Annotated in this window: 19 protein-coding genes and 1 tRNA gene; 8 read left to right on the top strand and 12 right to left on the bottom strand. The window is 63.8% G+C overall.

Annotated features, from left to right (window positions below):
- Positions 1–158 precede the first annotated feature (158 nt).
- Both yghU and K0M74_RS13080 read right to left on the bottom strand, forming a co-directional pair.
- Positions 159–1034, bottom strand: coding sequence for a glutathione-dependent disulfide-bond oxidoreductase (gene yghU, locus K0M74_RS13085; protein ID WP_293973078.1), 876 nt, complete (start codon positions 1032–1034; stop codon positions 159–161).
- A 90-nt stretch (positions 1035–1124) separates the two neighbouring features.
- Positions 1125–2303 (bottom strand): CoA transferase, encoded by a 1179-nt coding sequence (locus tag K0M74_RS13080; protein WP_293973075.1) that lies wholly within the window; start codon positions 2301–2303, stop codon positions 1125–1127.
- Between the two features lie 140 nt (positions 2304–2443).
- Between K0M74_RS13080 and K0M74_RS13075 the strand changes: the two genes are divergently transcribed.
- Both K0M74_RS13075 and K0M74_RS13070 read left to right on the top strand, forming a co-directional pair.
- Entirely contained in the window at positions 2444–5683 is a 3240-nt protein-coding gene (locus tag K0M74_RS13075; RefSeq protein ID WP_293973072.1) for an amidohydrolase family protein, read from the top strand.
- A gap of 81 nt (positions 5684–5764) precedes the next feature.
- Positions 5765–5854 (top strand) — tRNA-Ser (locus K0M74_RS13070).
- A 79-nt stretch (positions 5855–5933) separates the two neighbouring features.
- Here the strand turns inward: K0M74_RS13070 and K0M74_RS13065 are convergent.
- Complete coding sequence (locus K0M74_RS13065; protein ID WP_293973069.1) at positions 5934–6569, bottom strand: Yip1 family protein; 636 nt, start codon at positions 6567–6569, stop codon at positions 5934–5936.
- 188 nt (positions 6570–6757) lie between these two features.
- Between K0M74_RS13065 and hspQ the strand changes: the two genes are divergently transcribed.
- Positions 6758–7132: a heat shock protein HspQ gene (gene hspQ, locus K0M74_RS13060; protein ID WP_293973066.1), complete on the top strand. Its 375-nt coding sequence runs from the start codon at positions 6758–6760 to the stop codon at positions 7130–7132.
- A gap of 10 nt (positions 7133–7142) precedes the next feature.
- Here the strand turns inward: hspQ and K0M74_RS13055 are convergent, their stop codons facing one another.
- The gene (locus K0M74_RS13055) at positions 7143–8015 is read right to left on the bottom strand and encodes an ABC transporter permease (RefSeq protein ID WP_293973063.1); all 873 of its coding nucleotides are present in this window, start codon (positions 8013–8015) and stop codon (positions 7143–7145) included.
- A 118-nt stretch (positions 8016–8133) separates the two neighbouring features.
- Between K0M74_RS13055 and K0M74_RS13050 the strand changes: the two genes are divergently transcribed.
- Together K0M74_RS13050 and K0M74_RS13045 are read left to right on the top strand one after the other, a co-directional pair.
- On the top strand, positions 8134–8829 hold the full coding sequence (locus K0M74_RS13050) for a GcrA family cell cycle regulator (RefSeq protein ID WP_293973060.1): 696 nt from the start codon (positions 8134–8136) through the stop codon (positions 8827–8829).
- A gap of 10 nt (positions 8830–8839) precedes the next feature.
- Positions 8840–9238, top strand: coding sequence for a PaaI family thioesterase (locus K0M74_RS13045; protein ID WP_293973057.1), 399 nt, complete (start codon positions 8840–8842; stop codon positions 9236–9238).
- Positions 9239–9295: 57 nt separating this feature from the next.
- Here K0M74_RS13045 and K0M74_RS13040 read toward each other — a convergent pair whose 3' ends face one another.
- Positions 9296–10126, bottom strand: coding sequence for an outer membrane beta-barrel protein (locus K0M74_RS13040; RefSeq protein WP_293973054.1), 831 nt, complete (start codon positions 10124–10126; stop codon positions 9296–9298).
- A 169-nt stretch (positions 10127–10295) separates the two neighbouring features.
- Between K0M74_RS13040 and parE the strand changes: the two genes are divergently transcribed.
- Complete coding sequence (gene parE / locus K0M74_RS13035) at positions 10296–12275, top strand: DNA topoisomerase IV subunit B (RefSeq protein ID WP_293973051.1); 1980 nt, start codon at positions 10296–10298, stop codon at positions 12273–12275.
- Between the two features lie 33 nt (positions 12276–12308).
- Positions 12309–13619 (top strand): serine hydrolase, encoded by a 1311-nt coding sequence (locus tag K0M74_RS13030; protein ID WP_293973048.1) that lies wholly within the window; start codon positions 12309–12311, stop codon positions 13617–13619.
- An 18-nt stretch (positions 13620–13637) separates the two neighbouring features.
- Here the strand turns inward: K0M74_RS13030 and K0M74_RS13025 are convergent, their stop codons facing one another.
- The 7 genes from K0M74_RS13025 to uvrC all read right to left on the bottom strand — a co-directional run bounded on the left by K0M74_RS13025 (position 13638) and on the right by uvrC (position 20358).
- Positions 13638–14429 carry a LysR family transcriptional regulator gene (locus tag K0M74_RS13025; protein WP_293973045.1) on the bottom strand — a complete coding sequence of 264 codons (792 nt, stop codon included), beginning with the start codon at positions 14427–14429 and terminating at the stop codon, positions 13638–13640.
- Positions 14426–14827: a Co2+/Mg2+ efflux protein ApaG gene (gene apaG, locus K0M74_RS13020; protein ID WP_293973081.1), complete on the bottom strand. Its 402-nt coding sequence runs from the start codon at positions 14825–14827 to the stop codon at positions 14426–14428. Before apaG ends, K0M74_RS13025 begins: the two co-directional genes overlap by 4 nt.
- A 17-nt stretch (positions 14828–14844) precedes the next feature.
- Complete coding sequence (locus K0M74_RS13015) at positions 14845–16050, bottom strand: aminotransferase class I/II-fold pyridoxal phosphate-dependent enzyme (protein ID WP_293973042.1); 1206 nt, start codon at positions 16048–16050, stop codon at positions 14845–14847.
- Positions 16051–16055: 5 nt separating this feature from the next.
- Positions 16056–17102, bottom strand: coding sequence for a 3-isopropylmalate dehydrogenase (leuB, locus tag K0M74_RS13010; protein ID WP_293973039.1), 1047 nt, complete (start codon positions 17100–17102; stop codon positions 16056–16058).
- A 48-nt stretch (positions 17103–17150) separates the two neighbouring features.
- Positions 17151–17888, bottom strand: a complete 738-nt coding sequence (recO, locus tag K0M74_RS13005; RefSeq protein WP_293973036.1) for a DNA repair protein RecO — start codon at positions 17886–17888, stop codon at positions 17151–17153.
- Complete coding sequence (locus K0M74_RS13000) at positions 17876–18268, bottom strand: PaaI family thioesterase (protein WP_293973033.1); 393 nt, start codon at positions 18266–18268, stop codon at positions 17876–17878. Before K0M74_RS13000 ends, recO begins: the two co-directional genes overlap by 13 nt.
- A 152-nt stretch (positions 18269–18420) precedes the next feature.
- Positions 18421–20358, bottom strand: coding sequence for an excinuclease ABC subunit UvrC (gene uvrC, locus K0M74_RS12995; protein WP_293973030.1), 1938 nt, complete (start codon positions 20356–20358; stop codon positions 18421–18423).
- A gap of 69 nt (positions 20359–20427) precedes the next feature.
- Between uvrC and K0M74_RS12990 the strand changes: the two genes are divergently transcribed.
- On the top strand, positions 20428–21147 hold the full coding sequence (locus K0M74_RS12990; RefSeq protein WP_293973027.1) for an SDR family NAD(P)-dependent oxidoreductase: 720 nt from the start codon (positions 20428–20430) through the stop codon (positions 21145–21147).
- Positions 21148–21488: the final 341 nt, after the last annotated feature.

Raw genomic sequence — 21488 nt, 5'->3', positions numbered from 1 at the left:
TTTTTTTTTGGGCTTTTTTATTTGCCTCTCCGGGTTTTTGCTTTTTTAAAATAATTTTTTGTTCGCAATATATTTCTAAACCGACACGATTCCGGGCGTTGGCGCCATTCATTGATTCAGCGCAAACGGGCCTCGTCATCGAACCGCGCAAATTGCACCTATTCCGCGGCCTCCAGCTTGTCCTGCGTCCGCAGGTCAAAGTCCGACGCATCATGCCGTTCGCGGAGCTGACTCGCCGGATCGCCGGTCACCCGATTGACCATCCGCCCGCGCTTGACCGCCGGGCGTGTCGCAAGTTGATCGGTCCAGCGCTGGACGTTCTTATACTCGTGCACCTGCAGGAATTCGCCCGCGTCATAGACCAATCCCTTGGCGAGCGCGCCGTACCAGGGCCAGATCGCCATATCGGCGATCGTATAGTCGGCGCCCGCGATATATTCGCTCTCCGCCAGCCGCCGGTCGAGCACGTCCATCTGGCGCTTCACTTCCATGGCGTAGCGGTTAATCGGATATTCCTGCTTCGTCGGCGCATAAGCGTAGAAGTGGCCAAAGCCGCCGCCCAGAAAAGGCGCGCTGCCCATCTGCCACATCAGCCACGACAGTGTTTCGGCGCGTTTCGCCGCCTCCGTCGGCAGGAACGCACTGAATTTTTCGGCGAGGTGGATCAGGATCGCGCCCGATTCGAATATGCGGATCGGCTCGGCGCCGCTGCGATCGACCAGCACCGGGATCTTGCTGTTGGGGTTGACCGCTACATAGCCGCTGGAGAATTGATCCCCCTCACCAATATTGATCAGCCATGCATCATATTCGGCGCCGCTGTGACCCGCCGCGAGCAGTTCCTCGAGCATCACCGTGACCTTCACGCCGTTGGGCGTGCCGAGCGAATAGAGCTGGAGCGGATGCTTGCCGACCGGCAGATCCTTTTCGTGCGTCGGCCCCGCGATCGGACGGTTGATATTGGCAAAGCGCCCGCCGCTGTCCTTGTCCCAGGTCCAAACCTTTGGCGGTACATATTCGGCTTGATCGCTCATCTCGACACTCCTCGGTTGTTTCGTGGGAAGCTGAATTTCATACTGATCGGTATTTAAGGTGCCGAGGCGCCGCCGTCCACCCCGCGCCGCTCAAATAATGCTTGCCGCTCGCAAAGCCGTGATCTCCGCGGCACCGTAGCCAAGCTCCGCGAGGATCGCTTCGCTATGCTCGCCAACTTGCGGGGCGCGGGCCGAGGCCACCTTGGTGCTGTCCGACAGGATGATCGGCGCCCGAATGACGGGTGCGCTGCTTGGAGTGCCGGGATAGTTGGCGGGCTCGACCAGCCCCATCGCCGCCACTTGCGGCTGCGCCAGCGCCTCGCTCGCGCGCAGCACCGGAGCGGCGGGCACGCGCGCGGCGCCCAACTCGGCGATTGCGTCCGCGCTGCTGCGTTGGCTGCACCAATCCTGCATGATGACGCTCAGCGCCTCGCCATTGTCTCCGCGCAAGATGTCGCTGGCATAGAGCGGATCATCGACCAGCTCGGAACGCCCAACCAGATTAGCCCAGCGGGCAAAGATGCCGCCGCCGACGATCTGGGTCACGATCCACCCGTCGCGGGTGCGGAAGACGTCGGTCGGTCCCGAGCTATAGCTGCGGTTGCCGATCGGCTGGCGCTCGATGCCGTTGAGCGCATGGTCAATCGCCAGCGCGTTGGAAAAGGCGAGCGCGGTGCCGAGCAGCGACCCGGAAACGCACTGCCCCCGCCCTGTCGTCTCACGCTCGCGCAGCGCCAGCATGACGCCGAAGGCCGTGTGCAGCGCGGTACCGAAATCGACATAATTGACCTGCGCGCGATACGGCTGATCGGGCGTCCCGGTCAGATGCACCGCCCCCGACATCGCCTGCCCGACCGCGTCAAAGCCGACATTCTGCGCCAGCGGTCCTTCGCTGCCAAACGCCGACACGGTGGCCAGGATGATGCGCGGATTGATTGCCGACAGGGTGTCAAAATCCAGCCCCATCCTGGTCAACGCGGCGTGCGGCAGGTTGGCGACAACAACGTCGGCAGTCTCGACCAGCCGCCGCACGATCTCGCGGCCTTCGGGGCTCCCCGGTTTCAGCGTCAGACAACGCTTGCCGCGGTTCATCTGCATAAACATCGCGCCCGAACCATCGTCGGCAACCGGCACCGTGTAGCGATCGTCATTGCCGCCCGGAGCTTCGATGCGGATGACGTCGGCGCCATAATCGCCGAGCAGCGCCGCGCAATAGGGTCCGGCGATATAGCGCCCGAAATCGAGGACTCGTATTCCTTTGAGCGGCACGCCTTGCTCTCCCGGTACTGTTCTTTCGACCGCGCTAGCAGTCGCTCGTCGACGCTGCCAGTTCTTCGTCGAAACCTGTCGCTTGCATGTTCGTTAGAGGGTCATATGGTCGGCAGATAATTTCAAACGGGGATAATGATATGGCGCGCTTCGCTCTCGCCCTTGCGGCGACTTTGGCTTGTTCGACTTCGGTTTTTGCTCAGCAGGCGGCGCCAACGCCCGCCGCCGACGCCAAGCCGGAGAAATGGGACGTCAATGCGCCCCCCGGCATGACGACGCGCAAGGTGCCGATCACGGTAGACGAAGGCAGCTGGATGAACATCGACGTTGCGCCCGACGGAGGCACGATCGCCTTCGACTTGCTCGGCGACATTTACACGATGCCGATCGAAGGTGGCACCCCGACGCGCATCGCCGAGGGGCTGGCGTTCGAGCATCAGCCGCGCTTTTCGCCGGACGGCAAGCGCATCGCGTTCGTGTCCGACCGCGCCGGCGGCGACAATATCTGGCTGATGAACCGCGACGGCAGCGGCAAGGTACAGCTGAGCAAGGAGGACTTCCGCCTGCTCAACCAACCGAGCTGGAGTCCCGACGGCCAGTTCATCGTCGCCAAGAAACATTTCACCACCGGCCGGTCGCTCGGTACCGGCGAGGTGTGGATGTACCATGTGTCGGGCGGTGCGGGGGTGCCGCTTGTCAAAAAGCCGAATGAACGCCACCAGAAAGAACTCGGCGAGCCGATCTTCGCGGCCGACGGTAAGAGCGTATTCTACACTCGCAACGTGACGGCCGGGCCGATCTTTGAATATGCACAGGACAGCAACACCGACCTGTTCCACATCGAACGCTATGATCTGCAGGGCGCCAAGGTCAGCACGGCGGCGTCGGGCGCCGGTGGCGCTGTGCGCCCCACCCCCTCACCCGACGGAAAATATCTGGCCTTCGTCCGCCGCGAGGCGGCGCAGTCGAAACTGTACGTCAAAGACCTCGCGTCGGGCACCGAGCGCAAGGTGTATGACGCGCTCGACCAGGATGTGCAGGAAACCTGGGCGGTCACCGGCGTCTATCCCAACATGGCGTGGACCCCCGACAGCCGCGACATTGTATTCTGGGCGGGCGGCAAGCTCCGCCGTGTGAGCGGTCAGGGTGGCGAAGCGCGCCTCATTCCGTTCAGCATCAACGACGACCGCGTGATCATCGACGCCACCCATCCAGCGGTCGAGGTTGCCCCCGACAGCTTCACGACGCAAATGCCGCGCTGGGCCGAAGTGTCGCCCGACGGGCGCAGTGTCGTCTTCGAAACGCTCGGCAAGCTCTATATCAAGCCCGCCAGCGGCGGCACCGCGCGGCGGCTGACTGCCGCCAAGGACGACGCGATGGAGGCGTGGCCAAGCTGGTCGCGCGATGGCAAGTCGCTCGTCTTTGTGCGCTGGACCGACAGCGGCATGGGGGAAATTCATACCATCGTTGCGGGCGGCGGCGCGTCGCGCAAGGTGACGAGCGTCCCGGGCCTCTATGCCGAACCGCGCTTCTCGCCCGACGGCAAGACGATCGTTTTCGAACGGCGCCGCGGCGGCGGGCTCACCTCGACACGCTGGAGCGAAGATCCCGGCGTCTATCGCATTGCTGCGGCCGGCGGCACGGCAGAGCGGGTGAACGCCGACGGCGCCAAGCCGCAATATGGCGCGACCAGCGACCGCATCTTCATGGTCACCGCAGGAGACGGCAAGAGCCAGCTCGTCAGTACCGACCTCAGCGGTCAAGATAAGCGCACCCACGCCAATGGCGAACTGGTCAGCGATTATGAAATTTCGCCCGACGGGCGCACGCTGGCTTTCCGCCAGAACTACGACGCTTATGTGACCCCGCTGATGCCCGGCGGCCAGGATATCGCGCTTGAAACCAAGAGTGGCGCGCTGCCGGTCACCCGGGTCAGCGGTAGCGGGGCGGAGTATATCCACTGGTCCGGCGGTGGCCGCCGCCTCCACTGGAGCCGCGGCGCGACGCTGTTCAGTGCTGACCTTGCCAGCCTGTTCACCAACGCCCCCGCGGACGAGAAGGCAGCGAAGTTCACGCCTCCAACGGGAGGGGTTTCGCTCGCGATGACGCAGGCGGCGTCGAAACGACGCGGCACCGTCGTCATCACCGGTGCGCGGATCGTCACGATGGCCGGGGCGGACGGCGGCATCATCGACAATGGCGTGATCGTTATCGAGGGCGACCGGATCACCGCGGTCGGGCCACTGGCGTCGATCAGTGTTCCTGCGGGCTCGGTCACGGTCGATGCGACGGGCAAGACGATCGTCCCCGGCTTCGTCGATGCGCACGCCCATGGTGCACACGGCGACGACGAACTCGTGCCGCAGCAGAACTGGTCCGAAATCGTCAATCTCGCGATGGGGACGACCACCAGCCACAACCCGTCGTCGCGCGCGTCCGAAATCTTCGTGTCGTCCGAAATGCAGCGTGCCGGATTGATCCTAGCGCCGCGTATCTTTTCCACCGGGGAGATCATTTATGGCGCCAAGGCGGCGGGGGTCTATGCCGAGATCAACGGCTATGACGACGCGCTCGCCCATATCCGCCGTCTGAAGGCGCAGGGAGCGCATAGCGTCAAAAACTACAACCAGCCGCGCCGCGATCAGCGCCAGATGGTCGTCAAGGCAGCGCAGGCCGAGGGAATGCTCGTCGTGCCCGAGGGCGGCTCGCTTTACACGATGGACGTGTCGCTGATTCAGGACGGCAATTCGACGGTCGAGCACAACATCCCGCTCCACACCTTCTACAAGGATCTGGTGCAGCTGTGGGGGCAGACGCAGGTCGATTACACCCCGACACTGGTCGTTACCTATGGTGGCCCCGCGGGAGATCCTTATTGGCGCGCGCACACCAATGTGTGGGAGCATCCGATCCTGACAAAACATATCCCGCCCGCGCAGCTTGCGGCGAACAACAAGCGCCGCACGATCGCGCCCGAGGGTGATTATGTCGACGATGATTCGGCGCGCGAAGCGGGCAAAATCGCGGCGGCGGGCCGAATGGTGTCGATCGGCGCGCACGGGCAGCAATCGGGGCTCGGAGCGCATTGGGAAATCTGGTCGTTCGTGCGCGGCGGGTGGAGCAACATCGACGCGCTGCGCGCCGCGACGATCATGCCTGCCACCTCGCTGGGCTATGGCAAGGATGTCGGGTCGCTCGAAGCGGGCAAGCTCGCCGACTTGCTGATTCTTGACGCCGATCCTACGCAGGACATCCGCAACACCGAACGCATCCACCGCGTCATGCTGGGCGGACGGCTTTACGATCCGCTGACGATGAACGAGGTGGGGACAGGCAACCGCAAGCGCGCTGCCTATTGGTGGGAAGCAGAAAAGCCATAATCTGACGCCCGGTCCGTCGCTTTTGTGACTAGAGGGTTGCAAGCGCGGCGGACCGCCGCTAGGGGCGTCACCTCTCAGCGAGGAGAGTTGGCTGAGTGGTCGAAAGCGTCGCACTCGAAATGCGAAGTGCCGGCAACGGTACCGAGGGTTCGAATCCCTCACACTCCTCCATTTTTCCCCTGATCCGACCACCACTCGACCATCAGCCGGGCAACCGCCCCGGCGCCACCGCCGGGACGGCCGAGAAACGCTAGATACGGATCCCAGGTAGCGAGGGCGCCGTCAGCGATGCGACGATCGCACCGACAATCAGAAACAGCACGATCGCCACGATGATCACGACGACGGTGTAACCGAGCGCCTTGTCTTGCGGCACCTTCATCAGGATTGGCAGTCCAAGATACAGCAGGTAGAGGCTGTAAAGGCCGAGGAGGCCCAGAATGGCGAGCGCCGGGATCAGGCCGAATATCCCCGCGAGCCAGCCTGCCGTTGCGGAATAGGCGGCGACTTTCAGCGCCTGAACCTGATTCTTCTGCCCGCCGAAATTTGGCGCCAGCCCGTCGATCACCAGCGCGAGGGCAAAGGTCGTCGCCAGCGCCAGCCCATAGGACAATATCGCCGACACCAGCGCGGTGCCGATCGGCGGGTGGAAATTGATGCCAAAGGCGCCGTAACCGAAAATCTGCCCCCCGATGAACTGGGCGATCGGCCCGATCGCCGCCAGTGCCAGCACATAGGGCATATAGATCGACTGGGTCGTCGCGGGTTCAGCGTCGATGGCGACCCATGTTTCTTTGGGTTTGAGGATGATGCTTTTGGCCCGCTCGATAATGCCCGATGCGGGGCTTTGCGGCGGCGTCGGGTTGCTCGTCGGTATGTCGTTCATGCTATGCCTTTCCCTGTTGTAATCAACACGGCCCGCAATCCAGCCCGGTACAACCGGCGGCCGAGCAGACAAGGTAGCTCGGCGTGCGTCATGGTCTGTAACGCCTATCACAGCCCGGATTCGACCCACCGGCGGGCAGCCGAGTGTAACAGGGTTGAAACAGCAGGGAATAGCCATAGATTGGGAGCATGATTTCCGAATCCTCCCCTGAACGTCGCGCGGCCGTTACCGCACCTTTGGTCGGCGCCGCCAGCTTTGCACCCGGCGACATCGTGCGCCACCGCATGTTTGATTTTCGCGGCGTGGTTTTCGACATCGACCCGGTCTTTGCCAACAGCGAAGAATGGTATGAAGCGATCCCGGAAGAGATCCGTCCGGCGAAAGAGCAGCCCTATTACCACCTGCTCGCCGAAAACGGCGATTCTTCCTATATTGCTTACGTCAGCCAACAGAATCTGGTCCCCGACGCCGAAGGCGGACCGATCGACCATCCGCAGATCGAGGCGATGTTCGAGGGGCTGGACGACGGCCGATACCGCGGCCGCGCCATTCATCGCCACTAAGCAAGCGGGTTCAAGCCTTCAGTTTCCAGCCCGACGCGAGCAGGCGATAGGTCAACAATCCCAGCGCGATATTGACCCCGACCAGCACCAGGATCGCGGTCAGAATCGGGTTGACGATCGTCGAATCCACCGTGCCGATGAAGCCGTAGCGAAAGCCCATGATCGCATAATAGACGGGGTTGCCGTGCGCGACGGTCTGGAACCAGGGCGCCAGCCGGTCGACCGAGTAGAAAGTCCCCGAGAGCAACGCGAGCGGCGTCACGACAAAGTTGGTCACCGCCGCGGCATGATCGAACTTTTCCGCCCAGACCGAAGTGATCAGACCGAGGAAACCGAGCATGGAGGCGCCGAGCACGCCGAACACCACCACTGCCCACAAATGATTGGGCATGACGCTGACCCCAGGCCACAGCGACATCGCGAGCCATAGCGCGAGGCCAACAAGCAGAGCGCGCGTAATTGCAGCACCAACCAGCGCGATAATCAGTTCGCCGACCGCGAGCGGCGGCATCAGATAATCGACGATCGTTCCCTGAATCTTGCCAACGAGCAGCGAAAAGCTGGCATTGGCAAAACTGTTCTGCAGCATCGCCATCATGATCAGCCCCGGTGCGATGAAATCGGCAAAGGGAACCCCGATGACTTCGCGCCCCGCGCCGCCGAGCGCAACGGTGAAAATGACGAGGAACAGAAGCGTTGTGATCGCGGGTGCCCAGATTGTTTGCAGCTGCACCTTGAAAAACCGCCGCACCTCCTTGACATATAGCGCCTGCATGCCGGGCACGTTGAGCGTCCGGATGTGCGGCACTCCCGGTTCGGCAAAAGGCGGGGTTGCCGCGAATTTGCTCGAGTCGGGTCGCGAAATTTGGGGCTGGTCGTTCATGGCGTTCTCGCCTATCGCCTCCCCGATCTTACCGCAAGCTGGGCAGTGGCGTCGGTCCGCAAGGATCGCATCGATAACCGCGACATAGCCCGCGGCGTGGAATGATAAGGAATAGAATATGTCTTGGACCGATGAGCGCATCGAAAGCCTGCGCACCATGTGGGAAAAAGGGCTGACCGCCAGCCAGATCGCCGACGAACTTGGCGGCGTCAGCCGCAATGCAGTGATCGGCAAGGCGCATCGCCTCGGCCTGAAATCGCGCCCGTCGCCGGTGAAAGCGACCGATAAGGTCAAGCCTGCCAAGGCGGCGGCTCCTGCTGCACCGAAGCCGGTTGCCCCCGCCGCGGCCCCGCGCGCCGCCGCGCCCGCCGCGCCGCGCCCTGTGGTCCCTACCCCGCCAAGGTCTGAAGCGCGACCGACGGTCGATACACCGACCGCCGACGGTTCGGTCGGTGAGCAGATTCCCAAGGCTGATCAGCCGCGCATTGTCTCGATCGGCCCCGGCGGCTTCATTCGTCAGGGACCGGGCGACCAGCAGGCGCCGATCCCGCCCGCGCCGCCGCGCCGCTTAGTTCCCGCCAAGCCGAGCCCGGAGATCGCCGACAAGACGACCCTGCTCGATCTCAACGATCGCATCTGCCGCTGGCCGATGGGTCATCCTGGCGAGCCCGACTTCCATTTCTGCGGTCAGGCCGTGAACCCCGGCTTCCCCTATTGCGTCGAGCATTGCGGGCGTGCCTATCAGGCACAGCTGCCGCGCGGCACGCGCCGTCCGCCGCCGCCGCCGCCGTTCGGAGGCCCGCGAGTTCGTTAGGGCGCGGTCGGTGAAGCCGTTCGCGCAGGAGTTTGAATTCGCGCGCGCGCTCGGCCTGCAAATGGTCGAGCGCGGCGACGGTCGCTGTGTCATGGCGATCGACGTCAATCCGCAGCAGCATTTCAGCCCGCAAGGCGCCGCGCATGGCGGCGTCGCTTATTCACTCGCCGACACCGCAATGGGCGGCGCGCTGACCAGCCTGCTCGACGCCGATCAATGGTGCGCGACGCTGGAAATCAAGTTCAACTATCACGTCCGCGTCGGAAAAGGTCGGCTGACCTGCGAAGCGGCGGTGCTTCACCGCGGAAAACGCGTCGCCAATATCGACGCCAAGCTCTATCAGGACGGTCGCCTGGTCAGCAGCGCCAACGGGAATTTCGCGATCTTCGCGGCGCCATCCACCAAATAACCGAAAGGCGCCGGATCCTGCGATCCGACGCCTTCCAATTGCTGCTTCTGCAAGTGTTTAGAAGCGGAAGCTGAGCGTCCCGCGCACACTATGTGTACGGAAATTCTCGCTGCTGCGCTTCATATCAGTGCCGCCACCGTTCAACAGGAACGGATTGGTCGGCGGCGCGGTGCCGGCGCCGACGTTGACGACAAAATCATCGTCCTTGATGTCGGTGTAGAGATATTCCAGGCCGACAGCGATGTTGTTGGTTACCATCACCTCGGCGCCGCCGCCTGCGGTATAGCCCCAGCCGTGCGTCTTGCCATTGTCGGCAAAGCTGTTGGCGCCGTTGCTCGTGGAGAAACGGTTGTCGAGGCGCGCATAGGCGCCGCCACCCGTCACATAGAACAGGGCGCCGCCACCGGGCGTGTAACCGGCGCGCAGGCGGGCATTGGCCTGATAATCGGCTTCACGGCTGAAGGTGTAGCTGGCGGGAGTCGTCGAGAAGGCGGTGACGCTGTCGCGGGCGACACTGCGGCCGCCTTCGATCACTGCACCCAGGACGAAGTTGCCCATCCGCTTGTCGAAACCAAGACGACCGAAATATTCCGGACCATCTTTGTCGTTGCGGCAGCCGATGTTGGCGCTGCTGGTCGCCGCGCCGTTGCAGAAGCCGGTCGAGAAGGCGTTGGCACCGCCAACGGTCGTTACCTGGTCACCATAGGTGCCGTCGCGGTCGGTGTCGAACACGACAGTTTCGCCGCGATCATTGCCTTGCAATGTGCCGCCACCACCGATGCTGATGTAGGGACCGTCGAAATCCTGCGACGGGTCGCGGTCTTGTGCGAAGACTGGGACGGCAACAGTGCTGGCCGCCAGTGCAGCGAGGAGAGAGAGAGTTTTCATTTTTTACTCCGCTTTTTGAATGACTTTTTAGTCACCGGCCAAACCCGGCCTCCGCCGCCAAAGTTCCACCCGTGCATAAAAATAGGATGAGCCGACCGGTGATTGCGACGCCCACAGCCGCGAAAAACCGCGCTTGCCAGCGGGCTTTCCTGACCCCTATAGCCTTGTCATGAGTCACGATTTGTTCGACGCCGCGACCCCGGCCACCGAGAGCTATAACGCTTCGCAGATCGAGGTGCTGGAGGGGCTGGAGCCCGTCCGGCGGCGTCCGGGCATGTATATCGGCGGGACCGATGAGCGCGCGCTGCATCACCTCGCCGCCGAAGTAATCGACAACAGCATGGACGAGGCGGTGGCGGGCCACGCGAACCGGATCGAGGTCACCCTCGATGTCGGCAACCGTCTGACGGTCGTCGACAACGGTCGCGGCATGCCCGTCGATCCCCATCCCAAATTTCCGGGCAAGTCGGCGCTCGAAGTCATTATGACGATGCTCCATTCGGGCGGCAAGTTTGAGGGGAAGGCCTATGCGACCTCTGGCGGCCTCCACGGCGTCGGGGTCAGCGTCGTCAACGCACTGTCGGTTGAAACTGAGATTGAGGTTGCGCGCAGCAAGCAGCTCTATCGCCAGCGTTTTTCGCGGGGTACTCCGCTCGGCGGGCTCGAGGAGCTCGGCCCGACGCCTAACCGCCGCGGGACGAGTGTCAGCTTCATTCCCGATCCCGAAATCTTCGGCGATCACGGACGGTTCAAGCCGCAGCGGTTGTATCGCATGGCGCGGTCCAAGGCCTATTTGTTTGCCGGCGTCGAAATCCGCTGGAAGTGCGCCCCGGAGCTGATTGGCGACGACACGCCTGCGGAGGCTGTGTTCCAGTTTCCCGGCGGGCTCGCCGATCATCTGAAGGAACAGATTGGCACGCGCGAATGCGCGACCGCCGAACCGTTCATTGGTCGCCAGGATTTCCCGGGCAATCAGGGCCGTGCCGAATGGGCGATCGCCTGGCCCTTATGGTCCGATGGATCGTACAGCTGGTATTGCAACACGATCCCCACCCCCGCGGGTGGCACGCATGAGGCGGGCTTGCGTTCGGCGCTGACCAAAGGTTTGCGCGGCTTTGGCGAGTTGGTCGGGCAGAAGAAGGCCGCGCAAATCACCGCCGAGGATGTGTTCAACGGGGGCGAACTGATGCTGTCGGTATTCATCCGCGAGCCGCAGTTCCAGAGCCAGACCAAGGATCGCCTGTCGAGCCCCGAAGCCAGCCGCTTCGTCGAAAACGCTGTGCGCGACCATTTCGATCATTTCCTGTCGGATAATATGGATCGCGGCCGCGCGTTGCTCGGGCTGATCCTTGACCGCATGGACGAAAGACTGAAACGCAAGGCCGAGCGCGAGGTCAAGCGCAAGACCGCAACGAGCGGTCTCAAGCTGCGCCTGCCGGGTAAGCTCACCGACTGTGCGAACGACGGCCCCGAAGGTACGGAACTGTTTATCGTCGAAGGCGACAGCGCCGGCGGCAGCGCCAAACAGGCGCGGAACCGCAAGACGCAGGCGATCCTGCCGATCCGCGGCAAGATCCTGAACGTCGCGAGCGCCAGTAACGACAAGATCCGCGCCAATCAGGAAATCGCCGACCTCGCGCTCGCGCTGGGATGCGGGATGCGCAAGGATTGCGACGCCGACCGGCTGCGCTACGAAAAAATCGTGATTATGACCGATGCCGATGTCGACGGCGCGCATATCGCGACTTTGCTGATGACCTTCTTCTTTCAGGAAATGCCCGACATCGTGCGGCGCGGACATGTCTATCTGGCGCAGCCGCCGCTCTATCGCATCACGTCTGGCAACACCTCAGTGTATGCCCGCGATGATGCGCATCGCGCCGAGATCGAAGCGACTCAGTTCAAGGGCAAAAAGGTCGATGTCGGCCGTTTCAAGGGGCTGGGCGAGATGAACCCGAACCAGCTCAAGGAAACAACGATGGATCCGGCGACGCGCAGCATGCTGCGCGTCACGCTGCCGCAGGAATATGAGGAGCGGCATCTGGTCAAGGATCTGGTCGACCGGCTGATGGGTAAGCATCCCGAACACCGCTTCCACTTCATCCAGGCGAACGCCGCAACGCTCGATGAGGCGGCGATCGACGCCTAGTGCGCGCGGGTTCGCCTGACCTAAAGGGATTCGATGATCCGCAAAACCGCCCTCGCCGCGCTTTTCATCGTCCTGTCGCTACCGACGGCCGCCGCCGCGTCGCAGTCGCCCGAAACGGCGTTCCCGGCGACGACGGCGTTCGAACGGCGCGCGGCGGAACTGGTTGCTATGCTAGACGGCAAGATCGCCTTTGCCGATTATTTCGACCCCACATTTCAAGCCGCGCTGCCTGAAACGCAGTTCAGGGCGATGACCGCCAGCCTGATCGCGCAATATGGCAAGCCGATCGCGGTCGAAAAGTCGGTATCGACCGACGGCCGTTCCGGTTCAGTGTCGCTGCGGTTCGAAAAGGGCGTTGCCGCGGTGCTGCTCGATGTCGGCGCGGGCGCCGATGGAAGGGTGATCGGGCTGCGGCTCACCGGATTCGAGGCAGCGGACGACAGTTTCGCCAAGGTTGCCTCGGAAATCGCCGCTTTGCCCGGCGCGACCGGATTTCTGGTTGCGGAGCTCGACGGCGCTACAATCCGCCCGCTCGTCGCAGCGAACCCCGACCGGCACTTCGCGGTCGGTTCGACCTTCAAACTCTACATCCTTGATGAATTGGCGGCGCAGGTAGCTGCGAAGAAGCGCCGCTGGTCCGACGTCGTGCCGCTGTCGCACCTCAGTTTTTCGTCGATGGGCACCGCGAACTGGCCGAAGGACACGCCGGTAACGTTGCAAAGTCTCGCCAACTGGATGATCTCGGTCAGCGACAACAGCGCCACCGATACGCTGATCCATGTGCTCGGGCGCGAGGCGATCGAAGCGCGGATGCGCGTCGCAGGGCACAGCGCGCCGTCGCGCAACATCCCGTTCCTTACCACCGTTGAGGCCTTTGCTCTCAAGGGCAATAATTTCGAAGGCGAGCGCGCCGCCTTTATCGCGGGCGATGACGCGACGCAGCGCAAGCTGATCGACGCCAACCAAACCCGGCTGACCCTCGTCAATGTTGACGGCGTGAGCTTCGCGGGTAGCCCGCGCTTTATCAACAGTCTCGAATGGTTCGCCAGCCCCAACGACATCGCCCGGTTGATGATCGACCTGCGCAACCGTAATTCACCCAATGCCATGTCGGCAATGGCGATCAATCCCGGCGTCAACCAGGGCGCGACCAAGGATTGGGCGTGGCTCGGCTACAAGGGCGGCTCCGAACTGGGGGTGATTTCGATGAGCCTTCTCGGTCAGCGCAAGTCCGATGGCAAGTGGTTCGTCGTTACCGCGAGCTGGAACAACTCCGACGCGTCAGTCGCCACCGATACGATGGTCGCGCTGGTCACAAGATTGCTGGCGCTTGCTGCGAAATAGCCGCCCGCCGTGCAATGTTTACGCCGTCAACGCGGCGACCAGCGCCTTAACCTTGGCCTGTCGCCATTGCGGGGTTGGCGCGACCAGCCAGTAGCCGCGCTTTACCGGAGTCGCATCGCCAATCTGCCGAACGAGGCCCGACGCGATATCGGCCTCGGCCAGCATCGCGGGGACATTCGCATGGCCCAGCCCGTTCGCGGCGGCATCGATCGCTAGCCCAGCGTCGCCCAGCCGTAGTGCTGGTTCGCCATCGTCGACCGGACAGCCCGGCCAGGCAATCCGCGTGTCGCTGCTGCTGCCCGGACCAGCAACGGTCACCATCAGCGGCTCAGCAATCGCCACGCCTTCATGGTCACCGACACCGTCGGACCAGAAAATTGCGAGATCCAGATTGGCCTCGGTAAAATCAATCCCGCCGTCGGCCGACACCAATGTGAAGCGCACGTCCGGCGCCTGCTGACTGTACCGCGCCAGCCGCGGCGCCAGCCATTTGGCGATCAGGTCGCGCGGTGCCGCGATCGTCAGCGACTGCGACGACTGCCCCGCCTGCATCGCGCGCACCGATTCTTCAAATTGCAGGAAGCCCTGGCGCAGCGCATCAAGTCCCGCGTCGGCCTCGCCCGTCAGCTCCAGCCCTTTGGGTGTGCGGCGAAACAGCACCACGCCAAGCATATCCTCGAGCGCCCTGATCTGCTGCCCCACGGCAGCGGGAGTCACCGCAAGCTCGTCCGCGGCGCGCGTGAAGCTCAGGTGCCGGGCCGCGGCATCGAACACGCGTAAAGCGTTCAGCGGCAGGTGCGTGCGCTTCATGCCGCGGTCGCAGGTGCCACGAGCGGGAAATGCGGGATGGCGATCAGCATTTCCGATCCGTCGCCGAGTTCCATCGTGTAACTGCCGACCATCGATCCTTCGGGGGTCGGGAGCGGGCAGCCCGAGACATAGTCATAGGCACCGCCCGGCGCGATCAGCGGCTGTTCGCCGACGACGCCCTCGCCCTCGACTTCGCTGATCTGGCCGCGGCCGTCGCTGATCCGCCAGTGGCGGCTGATCAGCTGGATCGCGACGTCGCCATGATTCTCGATCCGGACATGATAGGCCCAGAACCAGCGCCCCAGCGCCGGATGCGACTGTTCGGGCAGATAGCTGACCGAAACGCGCACAGTGACGGGGCCGGTCGTTTCGGCAAAGGGAAAGAAGGAGTCGATCATCACGCGGCCAAGGTCGCTCAAAGCCCGACCCTGGTCAATGCCTGGTCCAGATCGGCGATTAGATCGCGCGGGTCCTCCAGCCCGATATTGATCCGCAGCATGCCCTCGACTACCCCCATATCGGCGCGCGCTTCGGCGCTGACGCTGTAGTGCGTCGTCGATGCCGGGTGGCAGCACAGGCTGCGCGAATCGCCGATATTGTTCGAAATATCGACCAGTTCGAGCGCGTTGAGCAGCGCCATCGCCTGTTTGCGGTCTTCAAGAATGAACGAGAATATCGGCCCGCACGCCTCCATCTGGCTCATCGCCAGATTATGCTGCGGATGGCTGGCGAGGCCGGGGTGCAGCATCTTCGGTACACGCTTTTCGACGAATTTGCCGACTGCCAGCGCATTTTCGGACTGCCGCCGCGCGCGCAGATCGAGCGTTTCGAGCCCTTTGAGCACCACCCACGCGTTGAACGGCGACAGGTTCGGGCCGGTGTTGCGCTGGAACGGCAGCAGCACGTCGTTGATGAACTTTTCGGTCCCGCAAACCGCACCGGCAAGAACGCGCCCCTGCCCTTCCATCAGCTTGGTCGCCGAATAGGCGACAACGTCGGCGCCATAATCCATCGGACGCTGAAGCACCGCGGTCGCAAAGGCATTGTCGACGACCGAGGTGATGCCATGCACCTTCGCGACGCCGCAGACATGCTTCATATCGACGATGTCCATCGTCGGATTGGCGGGAGTTTCGAAGAAGAACACTTTTGTGTTCGGCTGGATCGCACGTTCCCACCCGTCATTGTCGCGGCCGTCGATCACCGTCGTTTCGATCCCGAAGCGCGGACACAGCTGATCGACCAGCCAGCGGCACGATCCGAACGCGGCTTTCGCCGCAACAATATGATCGCCCACCGACAGCTGGCACAGCAACGCCGTCGTCATCGCTGCCATGCCCGTCGCCTGCGTCCGGCACGCCTCGGCGCCCTCCATCAGCGCGATGCGTTCCTCGAGCATCGCCACGGTGGGGTTCTGGAGCCGCGAATAGGTCATGCCGGTCTCTTCGCCGGCAAAGCGCGCCGCGACCGTCTCGGCATCGTCATAGGTATAGCCCGAGGTCAGAAACAGCGCTTCCGACGTCTCGCCATGCTCGCTGCGCCAGGTACCGCCGCGCACCGCCTGCGTCGCCGGGTGCCAGTTGCGGGTGGTGTTGCGATCGAAACCTGTGGTCTTTTTCATCTTGTCTATCCGTTCAAAGCCGCAACAACCGCATCACCGAGCGCTGCCGTTCCCATATTCCCGCCCAGATCGGCGCCACGGCAACCATCCGAGAGCACCTGGGCCACCGCCGCCTCGATCCGCGCCGCGCTGGCTTCGTCGCCACCCGAATGGCGCAGCAGCATCGCGAGCGACAGGATCATCGCGAGCGGGTTGGCGACGCGCTTGCCGGCAATGTCGGGCGCGCTGCCGTGGATCGGCTCGTACAGCCCCTGTTTGCCCTCGCTGAGCGATGCCGACGCGAGCAGGCCGATCGACCCGACGCACATCGACGCCTGATCGGACAAAATGTCGCCGAACAGATTGCCGGTGACGACGACGTCGAACTGGCCGGGGTTGCGAACCAGCTGCATCGCGGCATTGTCGACATACATATGGCTGAGCGCGACGTCGGGATAGTCGGCCGCGACCTCGATCACCACGTCGCGCCAGAGCTGCGAGGTTTCCAGCACATTTGCCTTGTCGACCGAACACAGCCGCCCGCGCCGCCCCTGCGCGGCACGGAACGCGACATGCGCGATGCGGCGCACTTCGTTCTCGTTATACGCCATAATGTCATAGCCTTCGCGCTGGCCATCGGCGGTCGTGCGCGTCCCCTTTTCGCCGAAATAGACGTCGCCGTTGAGTTCGCGCACGATCAGCAGGTCAATTGCCGACGCGACTTCAGGACGGAGCGCCGAGCTGTCTTCCAGCCCGGCGAACATTTTGGCGGGGCGGAGATTGGCAAACAGGCCGAGCTCGGCGCGGAGGCCCAGGATCGCCTGTTCAGGGCGCAAATGGCGCTCGACATTGTCAAAGCGTGGATCGCCGACGGCACCGAACAGGATAGCATCCGCGTCTTTCGCCTTCGCCAGCGTCTCGGGCGGCAGCGGATGGCCGGTCGCGGCATAGGCGGCACCGCCGACCAGCGCGCGGTCGAGCGTCATGGGAAGCGCGAGCGCGGCGAGAACCTTCTCGGCCTCAACCATGATTTCCGGACCGATACCGTCGCCAGCCAGCAGCAGGATTTTCAACTTGTCACCCTTTCGTGTCTCGCCCGCCGCTTAGACAGCGGCGGCGCGTCACGCAACCGCCCTGCCCAGCCGATCGATTAATCGCGCGCGCACGCCAAGCAAATCGCGCGCGCGGCCGTCGAGCAGGTCGCGGTCGATGAAATGGCCGGTGATCGCCAGTCCGTCGACGACATCGGCAAGCGAAGAACTGGAATCGGCGCCGCGCAGAAAGGGCGGCAGGCGCAGCAACCTGTCCTCATAGCCCGCTGCAGCGGCAAAACTCACCGCGCCGCCCGACTTCGGGCTGACGAACGCCAGATCGCTCGCCGCCCCGGTCACCACACATTCGTCGAGATCGAGCCCGAAGCCCAGTTCGGCAAGCAATAACAGCTCGTAGCGCGCCAGCGCCGCCGCCCATTGCCGCGCCGACGACGCAACGCCGATCGCATCGAGCAGCCCTGACAACGCTGAATAGAGGGCCGGATAGGGCTGGCTTTCGGGCAGGATCGTCGCGGTAACGCTCGTCACCCAGTCAATCGCCGCCGCCGCCAATGGTTCGGCGAGCAACGGGGCGCGGCTCGCGAGCAGCTCGGCGGTCGCACTCGCCAATTGCTCCTCGGTGCGCGCCCGCAACTCGAGCGCGATCAGATTGCCAGCCATCAAAATCGGACGCAGCCGTGTCGACCGCCCGCCGCGCACATAACCCGCGACCAGCCCCGCCTCCTCGGTCAGCGCGCGCAGGATCGCCCCGTGCTCGCCATGCGCGCGCACCGCACAGACGATCGCCGGGGCGGTCAGGCTGGCCAAAGCACCAGCTGCGTCTGCGTCACCAGCGCGACATCGGCGCCGTCTTCGGTCGCGATGCGCGTCTGCCACACCGACACGCGTTTGCCGACTTTCACCGGGGTCGCTTCGCCAACCAACACTGATCCTACCGGCCCGGCGCCCAGAAAATTGGTCTTACTCTCGATCGTCGTCGTCCCGCTCGCACCCTCGGGCAGCGTCAGAAACGCCCCGACCGCGCCCAGACAATCGGCAAAGGCCATGATCGCGCCGCCATGGACGATCGCTCCCGCCGTGCAGATGTCCGTGCGGACGGGCAGCTTGCCCGCGACGCGGTCCTTGCTGCCTTCGTGGATGCTCACGCCGAGCGTGGCGGCCAGGGGCATCATTGCGGCGAAATCCATATGTTTTCCTTCCTACCTAAGCCCCTCCCCTTAAGGGGAGGGGCAGCGAGACTTGCCAGCTTGCTGGCTAGTCGCAGCGGGGTGGGCCAAGCGGCCTCGCGCTATCCTGCGACCCCCACCCCAACCCCTCCCCTGAAGGAGAGGGGCTAAGTCTATCCATTCCCCGCATGATAGAAATCATGCACCGCTTGCGCCACCGCCGCGCTCACCCCCGGCGCCTTCTGCAAATCCTCCAAACTCGCCCCGCGCACCGCGCGGGCGGTCCCGAAATGCATCAGCAACGCCTTCTTGCGCGACGGACCGATGCCCGGCACCTCGTCGAGTGGCGACGATCCCAGCGCCTTCGATCGCTTCGCCCGGTGCGCGCCGATCGCAAAGCGGTGCGCCTCGTCGCGCAGTCGCTGGATATAGAAAAGCGCCGCATTGTTCGGTGGCAGCGTGAACTCGCGCCCGTCGGGCCAGTGAAAGGTCTCGCGCCCGGCGTTGCGATCCGGTCCTTTGGCGACCCCGACGAAAGGCAGATCGTCGATCCCCAGCTCGGCGAACACCCCCGCAACCGCCGACACCTGTCCCTTGCCGCCATCGATCAGCACCAGGTCGGGCCATTCGCCCTTCGTGCGCTCGGGGTCTTCTTCGAGCGCGCGCGCAAAGCGGCGCTGGAACACCTCGCGCATCATCGCGAAATCGTCGCCCGGCATCGTCTCGGCGCGCTTGATATTGAACTTGCGGTAGGCGCCCTTGATCCAGCCCTCCGGCCCCGCGACCACCATTGCGCCGAGCGCATTGGTGCCCTGGATATGGCTGTTGTCGTAAATCTCGATCCGCTGCGGCGGGTTCTCCAGATCGAACAGCTCAGCGAGCTCGCGGCCCAGCTTGGCCTGCGAGCTGCTCTCGGCAAGCCGCCGGTCGAGCTCCTCGCCTGCGTTGCGGACCGCCTGTTCGAGCAGGCGGCGGCGGTTGCCGCGCTGCGGCACGCTGATCTCAACCTTGCGTTCGGCGACTTCGCCCAGCGCTTCCGCCAGCAATTCTATCTCGGCAGGTTCGCGGTCGACGAGGATCGTCTTCGGCGGCGGCACGCCTTCGTAAAACTGCATCAGGAAGCTCGCCATCACTTCCTCTTCGGGGACGCCTGAGACATGCGCCGGAAAAAAGCTGCGATGCCCCCAATTCTGTCCGCCGCGGATGAAGAAGCCCGCGACACACAACTGCCCGCCCTTCGCCGCCAGCGCAAAAACATCGGCATCGCCCAGCCCGTCGGCATGCACCGATTGGCTACCCTGAATGAACGTCAGCGATTTGAGCCGATCGCGTAGCACCGCCGCCTGCTCGAAATCCATCGCTTCGGCCGATTTGGTCATCGCATCGCCGAGGCGCTTCTGGACCGCGGTCGAGCGGCCCTCCAGAAAGTCCTGCGCGTCGCTGACCAGCCCGGCATATTCCTCGGTGTCGATCCGCCCAACGCACGGCGCGCTGCACCGCTTGATCTGGTACAGCAGGCACGGCCGCGAACGGTTGGCAAAAAAGCTGTCGGTGCAGCTGCGCAGCAAAAAGGTCTTTTGCAGCGCGTTGAGCGTTTTCGTCACCGACCCCGCGCTCGCGAACGGCCCATAATAACGCCCCTTGGCCCGCCGCGCGCCGCGGTGCTTCTGCACCCGCGGAAAATCATGATCCATCCGCAGCAGGATGAAGGGGAAGCTTTTGTCGTCGCGCAGCAGGACGTTATACGGTGGGCGATAGCGTTTGATCAGCTGCGCTTCGAGGAGCAGCGCCTCGGCCTCGCTCGTCGTCGTGACGATCTCCATCGCGCGCGTTTGCGACACCATCCGCTGCAACCGCTGCGGCAACCGCGCGACCTGGGTGTAATTGGTCACCCGGTTCTTGAGCGCCCGCGCCTTGCCGACGTACAGCACGTCGCCGCGCGCATCGAGCATGCGATAGACGCCGGGGCGGGTCGGCAATTTGCGCACAACGCTGCGGATCGCCTCGGCGCCGCGCTCCAGGTCGGGCTTGTCATCGGCCGCGCCGCTGCCGCGGATAACGCAGGTCGCCTTCTCTTCGTTGAATCGGTCGGGAGCGTTCGGGCGAGCCATGATTTTGCATGTAGGCGATGGCGATGCGAGCCGCCATAGTGTGTGAGGTAACAACATGGGAGGGGTCGCATGGACGTCAGAGGAAAATTGGCGCTGGTAACCGGAGGCAGCGACGGCATCGGGCGCGAGATCGCGCTGCAACTGCAGGCGGCGGGCGCCGATGTAATCGTCACGGGCCGTTCGGCCGCGAAGTTGCAGGCGATGGCGGCGCTGGGGTTCGGAACGATCGCGGGTGATCTGTCGACCGCGGCAGGCGTCGATGCGGTGGTAGGCGGGGTCGCGGGAAAGCCGCTCGCGTTGCTTGTCAACAATGCCGGCGTAGGCAGCGAATATGAGCTGGATGACGTTGCGACGCTCGATAGCGCGGCGCATTGCATTCGCACCAACCTCGACGCCCCGATCGCGCTCTGCACGCGCCTACTGCCGAAGCTGCGGGCCCAGCCCGAGGCGGCGATCGTCAATGTGACGTCCGGCCTTGCCATCGCGCCGCGGGCAGGCGGCTCGATCTATTGTGCGACCAAGGCCGGGCTGCGCAGCTATACACAGGCAATCCGGCATCTGCTCAAGGACAGCAATGTCCGCGTGATCGAGGCACTGCCGCCTGTCGTCGAGACCAATATGACTGCGGGCCGCGGCGGCAAGAAGATGAGCGCCCACGACTGCGCCGCCGAAATCGTGCACGGCATCCGTACCGGCAAAAGCGAGGTCAATGCCGGGATGGTGAAAATGCTGCAGCTCGTCCACAGCATCTCGCCGGCATTGGCGCGGCGGATCATGATCAAGTTTTGAAGCCCGGCGACAATCGACGTGGCGCGTGGGGACCGCGTCATCCAAAGTTCAGGAAAGTTCAGCCCTATGCGCGCCGTGATCAGGACCTTGCGCGGCGGCGGATTCGCCGCTGGATGAAGGCTGGCACAGCGGAATAATGTAGGAAAGGCCTATTGAGGGCGGTGTTCGCTTTGGGGGCGAGCAGACGTCTCCATAAACCGTTACCGCCGCGGAGGCGGGGGGCGCGTTGGGGTTTATCGGCTGGGCAGGGTAAGGCCGATGGCGCCCCCCCCCGCCGCCGGGGTGGCGATGGTAAAAATTGTTGGTGATTGGCACAACCCGCCGCGCACCCCCAAGCAAAA

It is taken from the genome of Sphingopyxis sp., assembly GCF_019459305.1.
In the GTDB taxonomy this organism is placed as follows: Bacteria; Pseudomonadota; Alphaproteobacteria; order Sphingomonadales; family Sphingomonadaceae; genus Sphingopyxis.
The sequence above is the reverse complement of the archived record's forward strand: the minus strand, read 5'-3'. Positions and strand labels throughout refer to the sequence as shown.

Coding starts and splice junctions, on each gene's coding strand:
- K0M74_RS13025 (WP_293973045.1), bottom strand. CDS start 14,429: ATGAAGCGCACGCACCTGCCGCTGAACGCTTTACGCGTGTTCGATGCC.
- K0M74_RS12990 (WP_293973027.1), top strand. CDS start 20,428: ATGGACGTCAGAGGAAAATTGGCGCTGGTAACCGGAGGCAGCGACGGC.
- K0M74_RS13075 (WP_293973072.1), top strand. CDS start 2,444: ATGGCGCGCTTCGCTCTCGCCCTTGCGGCGACTTTGGCTTGTTCGACT.
- K0M74_RS13040 (WP_293973054.1), bottom strand. CDS start 10,126: ATGAAAACTCTCTCTCTCCTCGCTGCACTGGCGGCCAGCACTGTTGCC.
- K0M74_RS13000 (WP_293973033.1), bottom strand. CDS start 18,268: ATGGATTTCGCCGCAATGATGCCCCTGGCCGCCACGCTCGGCGTGAGC.
- K0M74_RS13065 (WP_293973069.1), bottom strand. CDS start 6,569: ATGAACGACATACCGACGAGCAACCCGACGCCGCCGCAAAGCCCCGCA.
- K0M74_RS13015 (WP_293973042.1), bottom strand. CDS start 16,050: ATGAAAAAGACCACAGGTTTCGATCGCAACACCACCCGCAACTGGCAC.
- apaG (WP_293973081.1), bottom strand. CDS start 14,827: ATGATCGACTCCTTCTTTCCCTTTGCCGAAACGACCGGCCCCGTCACT.
- uvrC (WP_293973030.1), bottom strand. CDS start 20,358: ATGGCTCGCCCGAACGCTCCCGACCGATTCAACGAAGAGAAGGCGACC.
- hspQ (WP_293973066.1), top strand. CDS start 6,758: ATGATTTCCGAATCCTCCCCTGAACGTCGCGCGGCCGTTACCGCACCT.
- parE (WP_293973051.1), top strand. CDS start 10,296: ATGAGTCACGATTTGTTCGACGCCGCGACCCCGGCCACCGAGAGCTAT.
- K0M74_RS13055 (WP_293973063.1), bottom strand. CDS start 8,015: ATGAACGACCAGCCCCAAATTTCGCGACCCGACTCGAGCAAATTCGCG.
- yghU (WP_293973078.1), bottom strand. CDS start 1,034: ATGAGCGATCAAGCCGAATATGTACCGCCAAAGGTTTGGACCTGGGAC.
- K0M74_RS13030 (WP_293973048.1), top strand. CDS start 12,309: ATGATCCGCAAAACCGCCCTCGCCGCGCTTTTCATCGTCCTGTCGCTA.
- K0M74_RS13050 (WP_293973060.1), top strand. CDS start 8,134: ATGTCTTGGACCGATGAGCGCATCGAAAGCCTGCGCACCATGTGGGAA.